The sequence below is a fragment of the Gemmobacter nectariphilus DSM 15620 genome (assembly GCF_000429765.1).
Taxonomy (GTDB): Bacteria; Pseudomonadota; Alphaproteobacteria; order Rhodobacterales; family Rhodobacteraceae; genus Wagnerdoeblera; species Wagnerdoeblera nectariphila.
On record NZ_AUCM01000003.1, the window covers coordinates 288,532 to 304,478 of the forward strand.

General features: G+C 67.0%; 14 protein-coding genes. 3 read left to right on the forward strand and 11 right to left on the reverse strand.

What is annotated here, in order from left to right; translation table 11 throughout:
• Window positions 1-385 precede the first annotated feature (385 nt).
• From G481_RS0101395 to prpE, 3 genes are all read right to left on the reverse strand, one after another.
• Window positions 386-1,804, reverse strand: coding sequence for a sigma-54-dependent transcriptional regulator (locus G481_RS0101395; protein WP_028028411.1), 1,419 nt, complete (start codon window positions 1,802-1,804; stop codon window positions 386-388).
• Window positions 1,797-2,216 carry an Hpt domain-containing protein gene (locus G481_RS0101400; protein WP_028028412.1) on the reverse strand — a complete coding sequence of 140 codons (420 nt, stop codon included), beginning with the start codon at window positions 2,214-2,216 and terminating at the stop codon, window positions 1,797-1,799. The genes G481_RS0101395 and G481_RS0101400 overlap by 8 nt, the downstream gene beginning before the upstream one ends.
• A 166-nt stretch (window positions 2,217-2,382) precedes the next feature.
• Window positions 2,383-4,275: a propionate-CoA ligase PrpE gene (gene prpE, locus G481_RS0101405; RefSeq protein ID WP_028028413.1), complete on the reverse strand. Its 1,893-nt coding sequence runs from the start codon at window positions 4,273-4,275 to the stop codon at window positions 2,383-2,385.
• Between the two features lie 178 nt (window positions 4,276-4,453).
• Here prpE and G481_RS26840 point away from each other — a divergent pair, with 178 nt between their 5' ends.
• Window positions 4,454-6,112: a reprolysin-like metallopeptidase gene (locus G481_RS26840; RefSeq protein ID WP_051294230.1), complete on the forward strand. Its 1,659-nt coding sequence runs from the start codon at window positions 4,454-4,456 to the stop codon at window positions 6,110-6,112.
• Window positions 6,113-6,120: 8 nt separating this feature from the next.
• Here G481_RS26840 and rocF read toward each other — a convergent pair whose 3' ends face one another.
• Both rocF and eda read right to left on the reverse strand, forming a co-directional pair.
• Window positions 6,121-7,050: an arginase gene (gene rocF / locus G481_RS0101415; RefSeq protein WP_028028414.1), complete on the reverse strand. Its 930-nt coding sequence runs from the start codon at window positions 7,048-7,050 to the stop codon at window positions 6,121-6,123.
• A 70-nt stretch (window positions 7,051-7,120) separates the two neighbouring features.
• Window positions 7,121-7,771: a bifunctional 4-hydroxy-2-oxoglutarate aldolase/2-dehydro-3-deoxy-phosphogluconate aldolase gene (gene eda, locus G481_RS0101420; protein ID WP_028028415.1), complete on the reverse strand. Its 651-nt coding sequence runs from the start codon at window positions 7,769-7,771 to the stop codon at window positions 7,121-7,123.
• Window positions 7,772-8,030: 259 nt separating this feature from the next.
• Between eda and G481_RS0101425 the strand changes: the two genes are divergently transcribed.
• Entirely contained in the window at window positions 8,031-9,134 is a 1,104-nt protein-coding gene (locus G481_RS0101425) for a hypothetical protein (protein ID WP_051294266.1), read from the forward strand.
• Window positions 9,135-9,137: 3 nt separating this feature from the next.
• Window positions 9,138-10,916, forward strand: coding sequence for a peptidoglycan -binding protein (locus G481_RS0101430; protein ID WP_028028417.1), 1,779 nt, complete (start codon window positions 9,138-9,140; stop codon window positions 10,914-10,916).
• A 271-nt stretch (window positions 10,917-11,187) separates the two neighbouring features.
• On the opposite strand, the gene dtd is transcribed toward G481_RS0101430, so the two are convergent.
• The 6 genes from dtd to odhB all read right to left on the reverse strand — a co-directional run bounded on the left by dtd (window position 11,188) and on the right by odhB (window position 15,947).
• Complete coding sequence (gene dtd, locus G481_RS0101435; RefSeq protein ID WP_028028418.1) at window positions 11,188-11,625, reverse strand: D-aminoacyl-tRNA deacylase; 438 nt, start codon at window positions 11,623-11,625, stop codon at window positions 11,188-11,190.
• On the reverse strand, window positions 11,625-13,013 hold the full coding sequence (lpdA, locus tag G481_RS0101440; protein ID WP_028028419.1) for a dihydrolipoyl dehydrogenase: 1,389 nt from the start codon (window positions 13,011-13,013) through the stop codon (window positions 11,625-11,627). The genes dtd and lpdA overlap by 1 nt, the downstream gene beginning before the upstream one ends.
• A gap of 86 nt (window positions 13,014-13,099) precedes the next feature.
• Complete coding sequence (locus tag G481_RS0101445) at window positions 13,100-13,489, reverse strand: MAPEG family protein (protein ID WP_028028420.1); 390 nt, start codon at window positions 13,487-13,489, stop codon at window positions 13,100-13,102.
• Complete coding sequence (locus G481_RS0101450) at window positions 13,486-14,403, reverse strand: glycosyltransferase family 2 protein (protein ID WP_028028421.1); 918 nt, start codon at window positions 14,401-14,403, stop codon at window positions 13,486-13,488. Before G481_RS0101450 ends, G481_RS0101445 begins: the two co-directional genes overlap by 4 nt.
• A gap of 29 nt (window positions 14,404-14,432) precedes the next feature.
• A complete protein-coding gene (locus G481_RS0101455) occupies window positions 14,433-14,669 on the reverse strand; it encodes a hypothetical protein (protein WP_028028422.1) in 237 nt (78 codons plus the stop codon).
• Window positions 14,670-14,747: 78 nt separating this feature from the next.
• Window positions 14,748-15,947: a 2-oxoglutarate dehydrogenase complex dihydrolipoyllysine-residue succinyltransferase gene (gene odhB, locus G481_RS0101460; RefSeq protein WP_035024760.1), complete on the reverse strand. Its 1,200-nt coding sequence runs from the start codon at window positions 15,945-15,947 to the stop codon at window positions 14,748-14,750.

Here is a 15,947-nt window from a genome sequence, read left to right on the forward strand (position 1 = left end):
GGGTTTTGCACCCCTCCGGACCTCCCCGCAGGGTATTTTGGAAAAGGCAAAGCCAAGCGGTTTTCGAGGGGCTGGCGCGGCTTGTGCAGAGTACTTCGGCGGTATCAGTGCTGGCACGCGCTGCGGCCTTCTGTTGAGTCTGATCCATACCTCGGTTGCAGGTGCGCCTGGCCCCGGCGCAGGCGGGTATCTGGAAAAAGGCAAAGCCGAGCGGCAGGTGGGGGGCGGTGCCGTTTGCGCCGATCTGGGCTGGCCGCAGCCTTGCCGGTGCGGGCATTGTCTTGATCCGGGCGGTGCGTGTTGTCCCACGGCCCGGCCCTGCCACGAGCGGAGGGGATGTGCCGGGCGCCATCGGGCTGGGGGCGGCCTGCCACGAGTGGGCAGGTCACTCGCCGCTCAGCCAGCCCTCGCGCTTGCGATAGAGGGTTGAAGGCGCCACCCCGAGTTCGCGCGCCGCGCGTGGCAGCGATCCCCCATGGCGTTCGATCGCGGCCTCGACCGCCAGCCGTTCGATCTGGGCCAGGGTGCGGCCTGCCAGCAAGTGGCCCAGCTGATCCGGCACGTCAGTCGGGGCGTCGGGTGCGGGAGGGGGCAGGGGCACGGGGTCGGCGATCTCGGCCACCATCAGATCCTCGGGCAGCATGTCCGAGGTCACCAGATCGCCATCATGCAGCACGGCCACATTGCGGATCACGTTCAGCACCTGGCGGGCATTGCCAGGCCAGGGCAGGGTGCGGAACAGCGCGCGCACCTCGTCGGACAGGCCGGTAAAGCGGCGGCCTTCCTCGACGGTGTAGCGGGCCAGCGCGGCTTCGGCGATCTCGATCACATCGTCGCCGCGATCGCGCAGCGCGGGCATGCGGATCGGCACGACATGCAGGCGGTAATACAGATCCTCGCGGAAGGTGCCGCGCCGCACGGCGTCCAGCGGGTCACGGTTGGTGGCGCAGATGATCCGCACATCGACACGGCGGGGCCGCGCCGCGCCCACGGGCGTGACCGACGAGGTTTGCAAGAACCGCAGCAGCTTGGGTTGCAGCGCCAGATCCATCTCGCAGACCTGATCGAGGAACAGCGTGCCGCCATCGGCCACCACCGCCGCGCCTGCCTTGTCATTCACCGCGCCGGGAAAGGCGCCGCGAATATGGCCGAACACTTCGGATTCCAGCGTATCCGACGGGATCGCCCCGCAGTTCAGCACGATGAACGGCCCGCGCGCCCGGGGCGACAGATCGTGGATCGCCTGGGCGCACAGTTCCTTGCCGGTGCCGCTTTCGCCGGTGATGAAGACGCTGGCCATCGACCGCGCGACCGAGCGGATGCGATCCTCGACCTGGCGAATGGCCGGGGACGATCCGAGCAGGCCGCGAAACCCTGTCGGGGACGGGCGCGCCATTGTCGGCCCGCCCTGCGCGGGCGGGGCGCCGGCATCGGGATCGGCGCGCAGGGCATTGCGGACCGTCGCCAGAAACCGGGCCTCGTCAAAGGGTTTGACCAGAAAGTCCTGCGCGCCTGCGCGCATCGCCTCGACCGCCTTGTTGATCGAGCCGTTCGAGGTGATGACCACCACCCGCGTCTCGGGGCGCTCTTCCAGCATCTCGCTCATCAGCGACAGGCCATCGCGGTCGGGCAACATGATGTCGAGCAGCACGGCCGCCGGGTTCAGCTTGCGAAAGGCCACAAGGCCGCGCGCGGCATCGGGGGCGATCTCGACCTGATAGCCTGCCGCCTCGAGCACGGATCGGTAGACGACCTGCAGCGAGGCGGTATCTTCGACCAGCAGCAGTGTGGGGATATCACTCATAAGGCAGTTCGCTCCGGCGATCCGCGATGAAGGCGGCCAGCCGATCAAGCTGTTGCAACAGGTCGGGCATCAGGACCCGAATTTCCGCGCCATCGGTTTGCTCGCAAGCCGTGCGATTGACGATTTCGGCAATCCTTTGCAGCCGTTCGGCGCCGACAGTGCCCGAGACCCCGATCAGGATATGGCATTGCGCGCGCACGACTGTCCAATCGGGGATGGTGACGGCAGCCCCGATCCGCTGCCTGGCATCCTGAATGTCGATGGCCAGCTGATCCAGCAGGTCCACCCCGCGCGCGGGGCCGACCATCCGCATCAGGCTATTGTATCTGTTGATGCAAAGTTCTGGCTGGTCATAGAAAACAGGAAGTCCAGCATCATGTGCCTGCTGAATGGGCGGCATATCTGCGGTCATGGCCCTTCCTGATCAATTCATCTTCCGGGTCACTATCCCGGCCAAATCGTCCATCACTGTGACCAAGTCTAGGCGAGTGTTCGTGCGGGGAAAAGCCCTTGAGTTGAACGCATGGTCAAAATCGCGCGGCAGCCGGTTTGAATGGCTGCCGCGCAATTCGCGTCATTCACGACCGTGCATATCCGATCGTCTGCAAGGCGCTGCGGATTTCGTCCAGAATGGCGGGATCGTCGATGGTTGCCGGCACCTTGAACGTCTCGCCATCGGCGATCTTGACCATCGTTGCACGCAGGATCTTGCCCGAGCGGGTCTTGGGCAGGCGGTCCACCACCACGGCTTTCTTGAAATCCGCCACCGGCCCGATCTTGTCCCGCACCAGCTTCACGGTTTCACCGACGATCTCGGCATGATCGCGGTTGCAGCCCTTGTTGAGGCACAGGAAGCCCAGCGGCAATTGCCCCTTGAGCGCATCCGTCACCCCGATCACCGCGCATTCGGCCACATCCGGGTGGCCGGCCAGGATTTCCTCCATCGCGCCGGTCGACAGGCGGTGGCCGGCGACGTTGATCACGTCATCGGTGCGGGCCATGATGTAGAGATAGCCATCCTCGTCGATATAGCCGGCATCGCCCGTCTCGTAGTAGCCGGGGAAATGCGACAGATAGCTTTTGCGGAACCGATCCTCGGCATTCCACAGCGTCGGCAAGGTGCCCGGGGGCAGCGGCAGTTTCACCGCGATGGCGCCCAGCGTGCCGGGGGCGACGGGGTGGCCGCCTTCGTCCAGCACCTGCACGTCATAGCCCGGCATCGCGACCGAAGGGCTGCCCAGCTTGACCGGCAAAAGTTCGACGCCGACGGGGTTCGCGGCGATGGCCCAGCCGGTTTCGGTCTGCCACCAGTGGTCAATCACCGGCACGCCCAGCTTGGCCTGCGCCCACTGGATCGTGTCGGGGTCGGCGCGTTCACCGGCCAGGAACAGGGTGCGCAGGCTGGACAGGTCATATTTGCCGACCAGCTTGCCTTCGGGGTCGTCGCGCTTGATGGCGCGAAAGGCGGTGGGCGCGGTGAACAGCGCCGAGACCTTGTGATCGGCGATCACCCGCCAGAACGTGCCGGCATCGGGGGTGCCGACGGGCTTGCCTTCGAACACGATGGTGGTGTTGCCATGGATCAGCGGGCCATAGCAGATGTAGCTGTGCCCGACGACCCAGCCGACATCCGAGGCCGCCCAGAACACCTCGCCCGGATGGACGCCATAGATGTTCTTCATCGTCCAGTGCAGCGCGACCAGATGGCCGGCAGTGTGGCGCACGACACCCTTGGGCTGGCCCGTCGTGCCCGAGGTATAAAGGATATAGGCCGGGTGGTTCCCCTCGACCGGGACGCAGGGCGCAGGCTCGACGCCATACTGAAAGGTGTGCCAGGCGAAGTCGCGCCCTTCGATTAGCTTGGCAACCTCTTGTTCGCGCTGATAGATCACGCAGAACTCGGGCTTGTGGCTGGCGAGGTCGATCGCGCCATCCAGCAGCGGCTTGTAATGCACGATCCGCCCCGGCTCGATCCCGCAGGATGCCGCAAGGATCGCCTTGGGCTTGGCATCGTCGATCCGGGTGGCCAGTTCCGCCGCTGCAAAGCCGCCGAACACCACGGAATGGATCGCGCCGATCCGGGCGCAGGCCAGCATCGCCTCCAGCGCCTCGGGGATCATCGGCATGTAGATGATGACCCGATCGCCCTTGGCGATCCCCTTGGCCGCCAGCGCGCCGGCCAGACGGGCGACGCGGTCCTGCAATTCGGCATAGGTGATCTTGTGGACGGTTCCGGTGACCGGGCTGTCATGGATGATCGCATACTGGCTGCCGCGACCGGCCTCGACATGGCGGTCGACAGCGTTCCAGCAGGTGTTGACCATGCCGTCGGCGAACCATTCATAGATCGGCGCGTTTTCCGCGAACAGCGCCCTCGACGGCGGCTTGACCCAGTCGATGGCCTTGGCCTGGTCCATCCACCAGGTTTCAGGGTCGGCGGCCCATGCCGAATAGACTGACCTGTAGCTCATGATTCTTCCCCTCCGGCCTGACTCGTGGCCCCGTGACAGGCAAATGTTTCGCAACTATTGCGGCGAATGCCAATGCGCTCTGCCGCTGCAACATGTCGCGCAGCGACCGGCCCTTGCGTCCGCCGGCAAGTGCGGCAAGTCTTCGGCGTCACGATTCCCGGGTGTCGGAGCCTTGTTCATGTGCCTTGTGTGTTTCCAGTGGTCCTGCTCGGGCATCAAGGACTGTGACGGTGCCCCGACATTCGGTCTGACCGCCGATGCCGCGACCGGCGAGGTGCGCGATTATACGGCGCTTCTGGCCTATCTGGATTATCCCGAAGCCCGCTTCAACGCGATGACCCAGCTTGGGACGCAGGTTTTCGTATCCTACAGCTTTCTCGAGGCGGCCGAGCTTCCGTCACTGGTCGACTATCAGCCCCATCCGAATGACGGCTACTGGAGCTTCAGCGCCGATCAGCGCGCGAACACCCGGGCGGCGATGGCGGCGGTCTCTGCGATCAGCGGCGTGACCTTCGTCGAGACCACCGGGACCGAGACAATGGTGCAGATCTTTGGCACCTCGGGATCGAACTATGGCGGCTGGGCGCATTACCCCTGGATCGGTGAAAGCTGGGGAACAGGTGCTGCCTATATGGTCATCGACCAGGCCGGGGGGTTCCCGCCTGGTGGCTGGGCCTATGAGATCGTGCTGCACGAGCTGGGCCATGTCGTCGGGCTGAAACATCCGTTCGAAGGCGGTGTCGTTCTGGCCGAAGATATGGACACGACGTTTCATACCCTGATGTCCTATTCCCGGACCGGGTCACCAGGTGCGGCCTATTCCCAGCTGGATATTGAATCGCTTCAGCATCTTTATGGCGCGCCGGGGCAAAGCGACGGCTGGCTCTGGCATTTTGCCGGCGAGGTCTTCAACCTGACCGCAGGGCCGGGGGCCGACACGATCATCGGCATCCGCACCGCCAGCGTTCTGTCGGGCGGGGGCGATGATGACCTGATCATCGGCGCGCAGGGCAACGACACGCTTTATGGCGGCAGCGACAATGACACGCTGCGCGGCGGTGCGGGCAACAACCTGCTGGTCGGCGGTGCGGGGGATGATCGGATCGAGGGCCCCTCGGCCTGGCCCGAGGGGATGGCGGGCGATACCGTCTGGGGCGGCACGGGGGACGATGTCGTCCTGCTCTATCATGGTCAGAACGAGGTCTGGGCCGGACCGGGGCAGGACAGCCTTTATGGGGGCAGCGGGTCCGACACCCTGGGGGGCGGCGCGGGCGACGATCTGATCGTGGCGCAAGATGGCACCGGCAACGCGCTGTGGGGCGCCGACGGGCGCGACACGCTGACCGCCGCAGACTGGGGCGATGTTGCAGGGGGCGGCGCGGGCGACGATCTGGTGCAGGGCGGCGCGGGGTGGGATACGCTGATGGGCGGCACCGGCAATGACAGCGTGCAGGGCGGCGATGGTAGCGATCTGATCTACCTTGGTGCGGGCAATGATACCGGCCAAGGCGGCGCCGGCAACGACACGTTGCTTGCCGGACCGGGGTTCGACCGGCTGTGGGGCGGCGCGGGGGCGGACCGCTTCGAATTCTGGCGGGGTGCCGGCTGGAACCGGATCGAGGATTATGCGCAGTCCGAATCGGACCATATCGTGATCGGCAGCGGCCATTGGCGGGCCGACCACGGCATCCTGACCCGCCAGCAGGTGGTCGACACCTTTGGACGGATCAGCGCCGAGGGCGATGCGGTGCTGGATTTTGGCAGCGCAGGCACGGTGATCGTCATCGTCGGGGCCGGGTCGCTGACCGACATCGCCTCTGGGCTGGAGCTGATCTGACCGGCCGCTCAGCCAAAGCTGCGGGTCGGCCGGTCAAACACCTTGCGCCCCATCAAGCTGCCGACCAGATCGACCATCAGCCTGGCCGTGCGCCCGCGCTCGTCCAGAAAGGGGTTCAGCTCGACCAGATCAAGGCTGCTGACCAGCCCGCTTTCATGCAAGAGTTCCATCACCAGATGCGCCTCGCGGAAGGTGGTGCCGCCAGGCACCGTGGTGCCGACCGCCGGCGCAATCGACGGGTCAAGGAAATCGACATCCAGCGAGACATGCAGCAGCCCGCCTGCCGCCGCGACCTGATCGAGGAAGCCGCGCAAGGGCGCGACGATGCCCTGCTCGTCCAGCACGCGCATGTCATGCACGGTGATGCCATGCGCCTTCAGTGCCCGATGTTCGGCCGGATCGACCGAGCGGATGCCGTATAGGCAAATCCGTTCGGGCGGGACGGGGGCAGGAAAGGCGGGGAAGGCATCGAACCCTTCCAGCCCCGACAGATAGGCGACGGGCGTTCCGTGCAGATTGCCCGAGGTGGTGGTCAGCGGGGTGTGAAAGTCGGAATGCGCATCCAGCCACAGCACGAACAGCGGGCGCCCGATGGCGGCAGCATGGGCCGCCACCCCGGCCACCGATCCCATCGACAGGGCATGATCGCCGCCCATGAACACCGGGAACCGCCCGCGCGCCATGGCGTCTTGTCCGGCGGCGGCCAGCGATCTCGTCCAGCCGATGCATTCGGCCAGATGATGCACGGCAGCGTTGGGGCAAGTGGCAGTCTCCAGCGGGCCATGGCTGACATCGCCCATGTCCTCGACATCGTGGCCCAGATCGGCAATCGCGGCAGCGATCCCGGCCACGCGATAGGCCGCCGGCCCCATCAGGCAACCGGCGCGGCGCTGGCCTTCGTCCACGGGGGCGCCGATCAGGGTGATATCGTGGGGCATGGTCTTCTCCGGTTCCGGGGGATGGGCGCAGGATGCAGGCAGGCCGGTCGGTGTCACCCGTCAGAATGACTTATTTTCCGGCAGGTTTCAGGGCGCAGGCGGCTTTGGCCAGCGCCTCGATCCCCGCCCAGTCGCCTTGCGCCACCATCGGGGCCGGGGCAACCCAGCTGCCACCGACACACAGCACATTGGGCAGCGCCAGATAGTCCGCGGCCGTCGCGGCGCCGATCCCGCCGGTCGGGCAGAAGCCCATCTGCGGCAAGGGCCCGGCCAGGGCCTTCAGCGCCGCGGCGCCGCCGATATTGGCTGCGGGAAAGAACTTGGCCATGTCATAGCCCCGTTCCAGCAGGGCCATCACCTCAGAGGCCGTGGCCGCGCCCGGCAGCAGCGGCAGCCCCTCGGCCTCGGCCGCCGCCAAGAGCGCGGGCGTGGCCCCGGGCGAGACGCCATAGCGCGCCCCTGCCGCCTTGGCCGCCGCCACATCGGCCGGGGTCAGCAGCGTTCCCGCCCCCACAACGCCGCCCGCAACCGCAGCCATCGCGCGGATCGCCTCCAGCGCGCAAGGGGTGCGCAAGGTGACCTCCAGCGCGGGCAGACCGCCTGCGACCAGCGCTTCGGCCAGCGGGCGGGCATGGGCGACCTCCTCGATCACCAGAACCGGAACCACCGGCGCCAGCGCGCAAATCTCGCGCGTGCGAAGTGCGGCATCGTGCGGGGTCATGGCGGGCCCTTCCTGCTTGGTCCGGCCCAGACTAGCGCCGATACGGGGGGCTTGGCCAGAGCCGGCACCGCTGCGGGCCGGATCGGGGCAAGATCGCCGCCTCTCGGATGCGAAAGTCTGTTGGCAGTTGCTGCACCGCAGCCTAGGATGCGGCAATCTCGGGCAGGGCACAGGGCAGACCGTTCCGTTGACGACACTTTCCGATAAGACCGCGCGCGAAACTGCGCTGTTCACCCAGCCGGTGCGCCAGATCGTGGTGATGCTGGCCGTCATCGCATTGGTGGCCAGCGGCGCCTGGGTCATCCATTCGGCGGTCGAGGGGATATTCCTGACCAACCCCTGGCTGAACGGCTTCATCGCGCTGGTGTTCCTGATCGGCGTGCTGGCCTGTTTCTGGCAGGTGATCCAGCTGATGATTTCGGTCAGCTGGCTCGAGGCCTTTGTCGCGCAGCGCCCCGGCCTTGATTACACCCTCGCCCCCCGTCTGCTGGCGCCGTTGGCCGCGCTGCTGCGCTCGCGCGGGGCGCGCACGCAGATTTCCGCGACCAGCACCCGGTCGATCCTCGACTCGGTCGCCACTCGGATCGACGAGGCGCGCGACATCGCGCGCTATCTGTCGAACCTGCTGATCTTCCTTGGCCTTCTGGGCACGTTCTATGGCCTGGCCACCACCGTTCCCGGCGTTGTCGAAACCATCCGCGCCCTTGCCCCCAAAGAGGGCGAAACTGCGGTCGAGGTGTTCCAGAAGCTGATGAGCGGCCTTGAAAGCCAGCTGGGCGGCATGGGCACGGCGTTTTCCTCGTCGCTGCTGGGGCTGGCGGGGTCGCTGGTTGTCGGCCTGCTCGAGCTGTTCGCAGGACACGGCCAGAACCGTTTTTACCGCGAACTTGAAGAATGGCTCTCGTCGATCACCCGGATCGGCCTTGCCTCGGGCGACGGCGAAGGCAGCGGCGATGCCACCGCGCTGGCCCAAGCGCTGGACCAGATCGTCACCCGGCTCGAGGCGCAAGAGGCCCGCGCCGCCGAAGATCGCGCGACCCTTGCCGCCGGGCTCGAGGCGCTGGCCGACGGGTTCCGCAGGCTGGCCGACCGTCAGGGCGATGCCCCGATCCTGACCCGGATCGCCGATGGCCAGGACCGGATGGCGGCGGCGCAGGATCGCTTGCTGGCGGTGGTCGATCAGGACGGCGGCCTTGGTTCGGATGCCGAGGCGCGGATGCGCCTGCGCTCCATCGACGTGCAACTGCTGCGCATCCTTGAGGAAATCAGCGCCGGCCGGCAGGAAAGCATTGCCGATCTGCGCTCTGACCTTGGCGCGCTGACGCAGGCGATCCGCCAGCTGTCCCGCCTGGGCGGGCGCTAGGCCATGGCGCTCGGGCGTCGCGCCTCGCAGCGGATGTCGACGAACATCTGGCCGGGCTTTGTCGACGCCATCGGCTCGTTGTTGCTGGTGCTGATCTTCGTGCTGTCGGTCTTCATGATCGTTCAGTCGGTGCTGCGCGATACGATCACCACGCAAGACAGCCAGCTGGACTCGCTGTCCTCGCAGGTCGCCCAGCTGGCCGATGCGCTGGGGCTGGAGACCGCCAAATCCACCCGGCTTCAGACCGATCTGACGGCCGCGCAGGCCGAAGGTCAGGCGCAGGCGGCGCTGATTGCCTCGCTGACCGGCCAGCTTGCCGCGCGGCAAGGCGAACTTGACGCGGCCAATGCCCGCATCACCGGGTTCGAACAACAGGTGCTGGCCCTGATCGCGGAACGCGATGCGGCCCGGGGTGAGGGCAGCCGCCTGCAAGCCACCCTCAATGAGGTCGAGGCCGCGCGCACACAGCTTTTGACCGAGCAAGAGGCGCTGAACCTTGCGCTGGCCAGCGCCCGGTCAGAAATCGACGCGGCCGCCGAGGCTGCGCGCCTTGCCGCCGCCCGCCGCGAGGCGCTGGAGGCGCTGGTCACCGATCTGCGCAACCGCGAGGCAGAGGGCCGGACCGCCTTGACCGAGGCCGAACGCCAGCTGGCCGAGCAAGGCAAGGCCCTGACCGAGGCCGAAGCCGCCCGTCTGGCCGAAATCGCCGCGGCCGAGACCCTGCGCAAACGGCTGGAGACGGCCGACAGCGAACTGACTGCGATGACACTGGCGCTGGAAGATCAGCGCCGCCGGGCCGAAGAAACCCTGACCCAGCTTGCCGCCGCCGAGGCCGCCCGCCGCGACATTGATGCCAAACTCGCCGCCGCCTTGCTGGCCCAACGCGCCACCGAGGCCGACCTTGCCGCCCTGCGCGCCCAGGGCACCGATATGACAGAGGTGCGCCGCGAGCTGGCCGCGGCCATCGCCGCGCAACTGGCCGCCGAAGATGCCGCGACCCTGGCAACGACCGAGGCCGAACGCCGCGCTGCCCTGCTGGCCGCGGCCAATACGCAGCTCAGCCAGGAACAGGCCCGCACCGCCGAACAGGCCCGGCAGGTCGCCCTGCTGAACGAACAGGTGGCTGCCTTGCGTGCCCAGCTTGGCAGCTTGCAGACCCTGCTCGAGGCTGCCGAAAGCGCCGATGCCGACAAGCGGCTGCAACTTGATGCGCTGGGAACCCAGCTGAACACGGCTCTGGCCCAGGTCGCCTCGGAGCAGAAACGCCGCGCGGAACTTGAGGCCGCAGAGCGCAAGCGGCTCGAGGCGGAAAAGCAGAACCTGGAACGCTTCCGCTCGGAATTCTTTGGCCAGCTGCGTCAGGTTCTGTCGGGGCGCGAAGGGGTTCGCATCGTGGGCGATCGCTTCGTCTTTTCGTCCGAGGTGCTGTTCAACCCCGGCTCGGCCGATCTGGCCCCCGAAGGCCAGGCGCAGATCGCCCGCGTTGCCGCGACCTTGCTGGATGCCGCGCGCGAGATCCCCGAAGGCATCGACTGGATCTTGCGAGTCGATGGCCATACCGACAATGTGCCGTTGTCCGGTCTGGGCGAGTTCAAGGACAACTGGGAACTCAGCCAGGCCCGCGCCCTGTCGGTGGTGCGCTTCATGCAGGACCAGCTGGGATTCCCGCCCGACCGCCTGGCCGCAACAGGCTTTGGCGAATATCGCCCCGTGGCCCCTGGCGACAGCGCCGAGGCCCGCGCCCAGAACCGCCGGATCGAGCTGAAGCTGACCGAACGCTAGAACGGATCGGCCTGCGGATGGCTTGGCGCCCCTTGGCTGGCCGCTGGAGGGGTTTCACACCCCTCCAGACCTCCCCGTGGGATATTTGTGGACAGATGAATGAGGGGAAACCGGGCTTGCAAGGGCGTCCGCGCCGCTGCGCTGACTGTCGATGTTGCCCGGAACGCCACGGCGGCCTGGCCCGGCATCTCGCCCGTTTGCATCATCTTGCCCCAAATACCCAAATCCGCAGGTCGGGCCGGGGCCGTCGCTGGGCGCAAGCGCGCCGGGCTCAGCTTTCCATCCAGATCGTCACCGGGCCATCGTTCAGTAGCCGGACCTCCATGTCCGCACCGAATTCGCCGCGCTCGACCGGCAGGCCCTCACGCATCAGGGCCGCCATGAAATGTTCGTAAAGTCGCTCGCCCACATCCGGGGCTGCGGCGGTGGAAAACCCGGGCCGGTTCCCGCGCGAGGTATCAGCGGCCAGGGTGAACTGGCTGACCGCCAGCACCGCCCCGCCAATATCGCGCACCGAGCGGTTCATCTTGCCCGCCTCGTCGGCAAAGATCCGCAGCTTGGCAAGGCGCGCGGCCAGCCGGTCGGCTTCGGCCTCGGTGTCGCCCTGCATGGCGCACACCAGAACCAGCAGACCGGGGCCAATGGCCCCGGTCACGCGGTCATCAACGGTGACCGATGCCTCGGTCACCCGCTGGATCAAGGCGCGCATCAGGAATGGATCGCGCCATCGCCACAGGCAAGCGCGGCCTCGCGCACCGCTTCCGAGAAAGTCGGGTGGGCATGGCAGGTGCGCGCCACATCCTCGGCCGAGGCGCCGAATTCCATCGCGACACAGATTTCGTGGATCAGATCGCCTGCGCCCGGCCCGATGATGTGGCAGCCAAGGATGCGGTCGGTCGCCTTGTCGGCCAGCAGCTTGACCATGCCATCGCCCTGGAACACCGCCTTGGCGCGGCCATTGCCCATGAAGCTGAACTTGCCGACCTTGTAGGCGCGGCCCTGTTCCTTGAGCTGTTCTTCGGTCGCGCCGACCGAGGCAACTTCGGGCGTCGTGTAGACGACGCCAGGGATCACGCCATAGTTCACATGGCCATGCTTGCCCGCGATGATCTCGGCCACGGCAACGCCTTCGTCTTCGGCCTTGTGGGCCAGCATCGGGCCGACGATGGCATCGCCGATGGCATAGACGCCGGGCACATTGGTGCGGAAGTGATCGTCGGTCTTGACCTGACCGCGCGGCAGCATCTCGACCCCCAGCGCCTCGAGGCCAAGGCCAGCGGTATAGGGCTTGCGGCCGGTGGCAACCAGCACGACATCGGCCTCGATCTCATGCGCGCTGTCGTCCTTGCGCAGCTTGTAGCTGACCTTGGCGCCTTTCTTGGTCGCCTCGGCGCCCTGGACGGCGGCGCCCAGCACGAATTTCAGCCCCTGCTTGGCGAGGATCTTCTGGAAGGCCTTGGCGATTTCCGCATCCATGCCGGGGGTGATCGCGTCGAGATATTCGACGACCGTCACTTCGGCGCCCAGACGGGCATAGACCGAGCCCATTTCCAGCCCGATGACGCCGGCGCCAATCACCACCATCGACTTGGGGATCTTCGGCAGCGCGAGCGCCCCGGTCGAGGTGACGATGGTCTTTTCATCGACCGGCACGCCCGGCAGGCTGGAGGGTTCCGAGCCGGTGGCGATGACGATGGCCTTGGCCTCGTGGATGTCGTCGCCGACCTTGACCTTGCCGGCCGCCGGGATTGAGCCCCAGCCCTTGAGCCAGGTGACCTTGTTCTTCTTGAACAGGAACTCGATGCCCTTGGTGTTCGAGCCGATCACATCGCCCTTGTAGGCCAGCATCTTGTCCCAGTCGACCTTGGGGAGATCGACCTTGAGGCCCATCTTGGCGAAGTTTTCTTCGGCCTCGTGCAGCGAATGGGTGGCATGCAAGAGCGCCTTGGACGGGATGCAGCCGACGTTGAGGCAGGTTCCGCCCAGGGTGTCGCGCGCCTCGACGCAGGCGACTTTCAGCCCGAGCTGTGCGGCGCGGATCGCGCAGACATAGCCGCCGGGGCCGGCGCCGATGACGATGAGGTCGAAGTTGGCCATTTCGGGTCTCCTTGTGTCCGGCGGCGCCGGGGGGCTGTCTGCCCCCCGGACCCCCCGAGGGTATTTGTAAAAAGGCAAAGGGGCAATCAGAGCAAGCTGGCGATCAGCATGATGATGGTGGCGAGAAAGCCGATGCCCCAGATGATCGAGCGGCCGGGGGCAAGGCCCCTGGCATAGGCGGGGATGTAGAGGATGCGGGCGCCGACATAGACCCAGCCGCAGAGGGCGGTCAGCGTGCCCGCCTTGTCGGCAAGGGTCAGGACGAGGACGGCGATGGTGAAGAAGGCCAGCCCTTCGAATCCGTTGATGGCGGCGCGTTGCAGCCGGCGGGTGGCAACCGAGAAATCCGGCACCTCGTCGCGCGGGCCGGCCGACCATTGTGATCCGGCATCGCGCCCCATTGCCCTGCCGGCGGCAAGGACGCTTGCCACCTGCACAAGGCAGGCCAGGACGAGGGCGGTCAGTTCCGGGGTCATGTCAGGGCGCTCCGTCGTGTGTTGAAATCGGCAAGGGTTGCGGCCTCGGCCTCGGCGACGCCGGGCAGGGCGCGCAGGCGGGCCATTTCGGTCAGGGTGGCGGGCCAATGGCGCAGGATGCTGCGGTCCTCGGCCTCGTTGCGGTTGGCGATGCGGTGCCAGCGGCTGCCGGGGCGGTATTTCGCTCCGTCCTTGCCCTGACCGTCGCCCCGGGCCGCGCGCAGGCGGAAGCAGTCGGTCGAGCGGATGGCGTAGTGATTGATCACCGCCAGGCCCGGGGCAAGCGACAGATCAAGCGGGCGGTAGCGGGAATGGTGCCTGTGCGAGAGCAGCGGGGCCGGGTCCAGCGCGGCCCCGCTGGCCGCGACCACGCGCGGCGCGGGGATGCGGGGGCCGACCGGCATGTGATCGTGGGCATGGACAAAGGCGGCCGGGCGGAACAGCGACTTGAACTTGGTGGTTTCGGGATTTGCCGCCGCCTCGCATCGGGTGAAATGAGGCAAGGTGGCGCCGGGCCACTGTGCGTGCCCGCTGTCGCCAAAGGCGCGCCAGGGCAGGGCGATGACATGGGCCTGATCGCCAAGCGCCAGCAGATCCGTCAGGGTGCTGCCGGCCCGCAGGTTCAGGAATTCATCGGCGTCAATGTGCAGCAGCCAGTCGGCCGGGGCATCGGCCAGATGTGCCAGCGCCGCGCGCATCCCGCTGTCTTGCGGCGTTGCCCCGACGGGCGGCACATGCGGCAGGTGGGTCAGCGCGCCACCAGCCGCCAGCGCGTCCAGCAGCCGGTCCGAGCCATCGGTGCAGGCATTCGTCGCCACGATCACGCGATCAAAGCCGATCACGCGATGATACGCGACCCATTCCAGCAGGAATGGCCCTTCGTTGCGCATGCAGGCAAGGACGGCGACGGACATGGCAGGAGCAGATCACTCGTGGACAGCAGTCAGAGGGTTTCGAGAAACTGGGCAGTCAGGGCGGTGCCAAGGGCAACCTGGCGGCCAAGCCAGTCGGTAGCACGTTCGCGGTTGTGAACCTCGAACAGGACAAGGATGGTGGCGTCTTCGCCGCGCCAGATTTGCAAGGTGGTCAGCCCGGCACCGGTAATGTCTTCGGCCCTGGCGTCGAAGGCGGTTTTCCAGGCGTCAAGATCGCGGGCACTGGTCTGGAGAAGAAGCTGCATCAAGGGTCTCCGGAAACGGCGCGGGTGGCGCCGCAGGAGGAACGGGGCGGAGCCGTTTCCGGTTCCGCCCCGAGCTGATCACAGATCCATCAGCAGGCGGCGCGGATCTTCCAGCGCTTCCTTGACGCGGACCAGGAAGGTCACGGCGCCCTTGCCGTCCACGATGCGGTGATCGTAGGACAGCGCCAGATACATCATCGGTCGGATGACGATCTGCCCTTTGACCACTACGGGGCGGTCCTGGATCTTGTGCATGCCCAGAATGCCCGATTGCGGCGGGTTCAGGATGGGCGAGGACATCAGCGAGCCATAGACGCCGCCGTTCGAGATGGTGAACGAGCCGCCCTGCATTTCCGCCATGGTCAGCTTGCCGTCACGCGCGCGCAGGCCCAGCTCGCCGATCTTCTTCTCGATCGCGGCAAAGGACATCTGGTCGGCATCGCGCACCACCGGCACCACAAGACCCGTCGGCGTGCCGACAGCCACGCCCATGTGGACGTAGTTCTTGTAGACGATGTCGGTGCCGTCGATTTCGGCGTTGACCTCGGGGACTTCCTTGAGGGCATGGCAGCAGGCTTTGACGAAGAAGGACATGAAGCCCATCTTCACGCCGTGCTTCTTCTCGAAGGCGTCCTTGTACTCGTTGCGCAGCTCCATGATGCCGGACATGTCCACCTCGTTGTAGGTGGTCAGCATGGCGGCGGTGTTCTGCGCTTCCTTGAGGCGGCGCGCGATGGTCTGGCGCAGCTTGGTCATCTTGACCCGCTCTTCGCGGCTGGCGTCATCGGCGGCCACCGGCGCGCGCGGGGCCGCAGGGGCGGCGGCAGGGGCCGATTTGATCGCGGCGACAGCGGCGGCCACGTCTTCCTTCATCACGCGGCCATCGCGGCCCGAGCCGGTGACCTGATCGCGGGTCAGGCCAGCCTCGGCCATGGCGACCTTGGCCGAGGGCGCATCCTCGACATCCTTGGCCGCCGGGGCGGCGGCCGGGGCCGGGGCCGGCGCGGCCTCGGCCTTGGGCGCGGGGGCAGCGGCGCCAGCGCCTTCGGCGATCATGGCCAGCAGCGCATTGGCGGCAACCGTGGTGCCATCGGGCGCCAGGATTTCCGCCAGCACGCCAGCGGCCGGGGCCGGCACGTCCAGCGACACCTTGTCGGTTTCCAGCTCGCACAGGATTTCGTCCTGTGCCACCGCATCGCCCGGCTTCTTGAACCAGGTCGCGACGGTGGCCTCGGTGACGCTTTCGCCCAGGGCGGGAACGCGGACTTCGATGCTCAT

Excerpts from the sequence above, each read along its gene's own strand:
- G481_RS26840 (WP_051294230.1), top strand. The coding sequence starts at position 4,454 with ATGTGCCTTGTGTGTTTCCAGTGGTCCTGCTCGGGCATCAAGGACTGT.
- eda (WP_028028415.1), bottom strand. The coding sequence starts at position 7,771 with ATGACCCCGCACGATGCCGCACTTCGCACGCGCGAGATTTGCGCGCTG.
- G481_RS0101445 (WP_028028420.1), bottom strand. The coding sequence starts at position 13,489 with ATGACCCCGGAACTGACCGCCCTCGTCCTGGCCTGCCTTGTGCAGGTG.
- lpdA (WP_028028419.1), bottom strand. The coding sequence starts at position 13,013 with ATGGCCAACTTCGACCTCATCGTCATCGGCGCCGGCCCCGGCGGCTAT.
- G481_RS0101455 (WP_028028422.1), bottom strand. The coding sequence starts at position 14,669 with ATGCAGCTTCTTCTCCAGACCAGTGCCCGCGATCTTGACGCCTGGAAA.
- G481_RS0101450 (WP_028028421.1), bottom strand. The coding sequence starts at position 14,403 with ATGTCCGTCGCCGTCCTTGCCTGCATGCGCAACGAAGGGCCATTCCTG.
- prpE (WP_028028413.1), bottom strand. The coding sequence starts at position 4,275 with ATGAGCTACAGGTCAGTCTATTCGGCATGGGCCGCCGACCCTGAAACC.
- G481_RS0101425 (WP_051294266.1), top strand. The coding sequence starts at position 8,031 with ATGCTGGCCGTCATCGCATTGGTGGCCAGCGGCGCCTGGGTCATCCAT.
- G481_RS0101430 (WP_028028417.1), top strand. The coding sequence starts at position 9,138 with ATGGCGCTCGGGCGTCGCGCCTCGCAGCGGATGTCGACGAACATCTGG.
- odhB (WP_035024760.1), bottom strand. The coding sequence starts at position 15,947 with ATGAGCATCGAAGTCCGCGTTCCCGCCCTGGGCGAAAGCGTCACCGAG.
- G481_RS0101395 (WP_028028411.1), bottom strand. The coding sequence starts at position 1,804 with ATGAGTGATATCCCCACACTGCTGCTGGTCGAAGATACCGCCTCGCTG.
- dtd (WP_028028418.1), bottom strand. The coding sequence starts at position 11,625 with ATGCGCGCCTTGATCCAGCGGGTGACCGAGGCATCGGTCACCGTTGAT.
- rocF (WP_028028414.1), bottom strand. The coding sequence starts at position 7,050 with ATGCCCCACGATATCACCCTGATCGGCGCCCCCGTGGACGAAGGCCAG.
- G481_RS0101400 (WP_028028412.1), bottom strand. The coding sequence starts at position 2,216 with ATGACCGCAGATATGCCGCCCATTCAGCAGGCACATGATGCTGGACTT.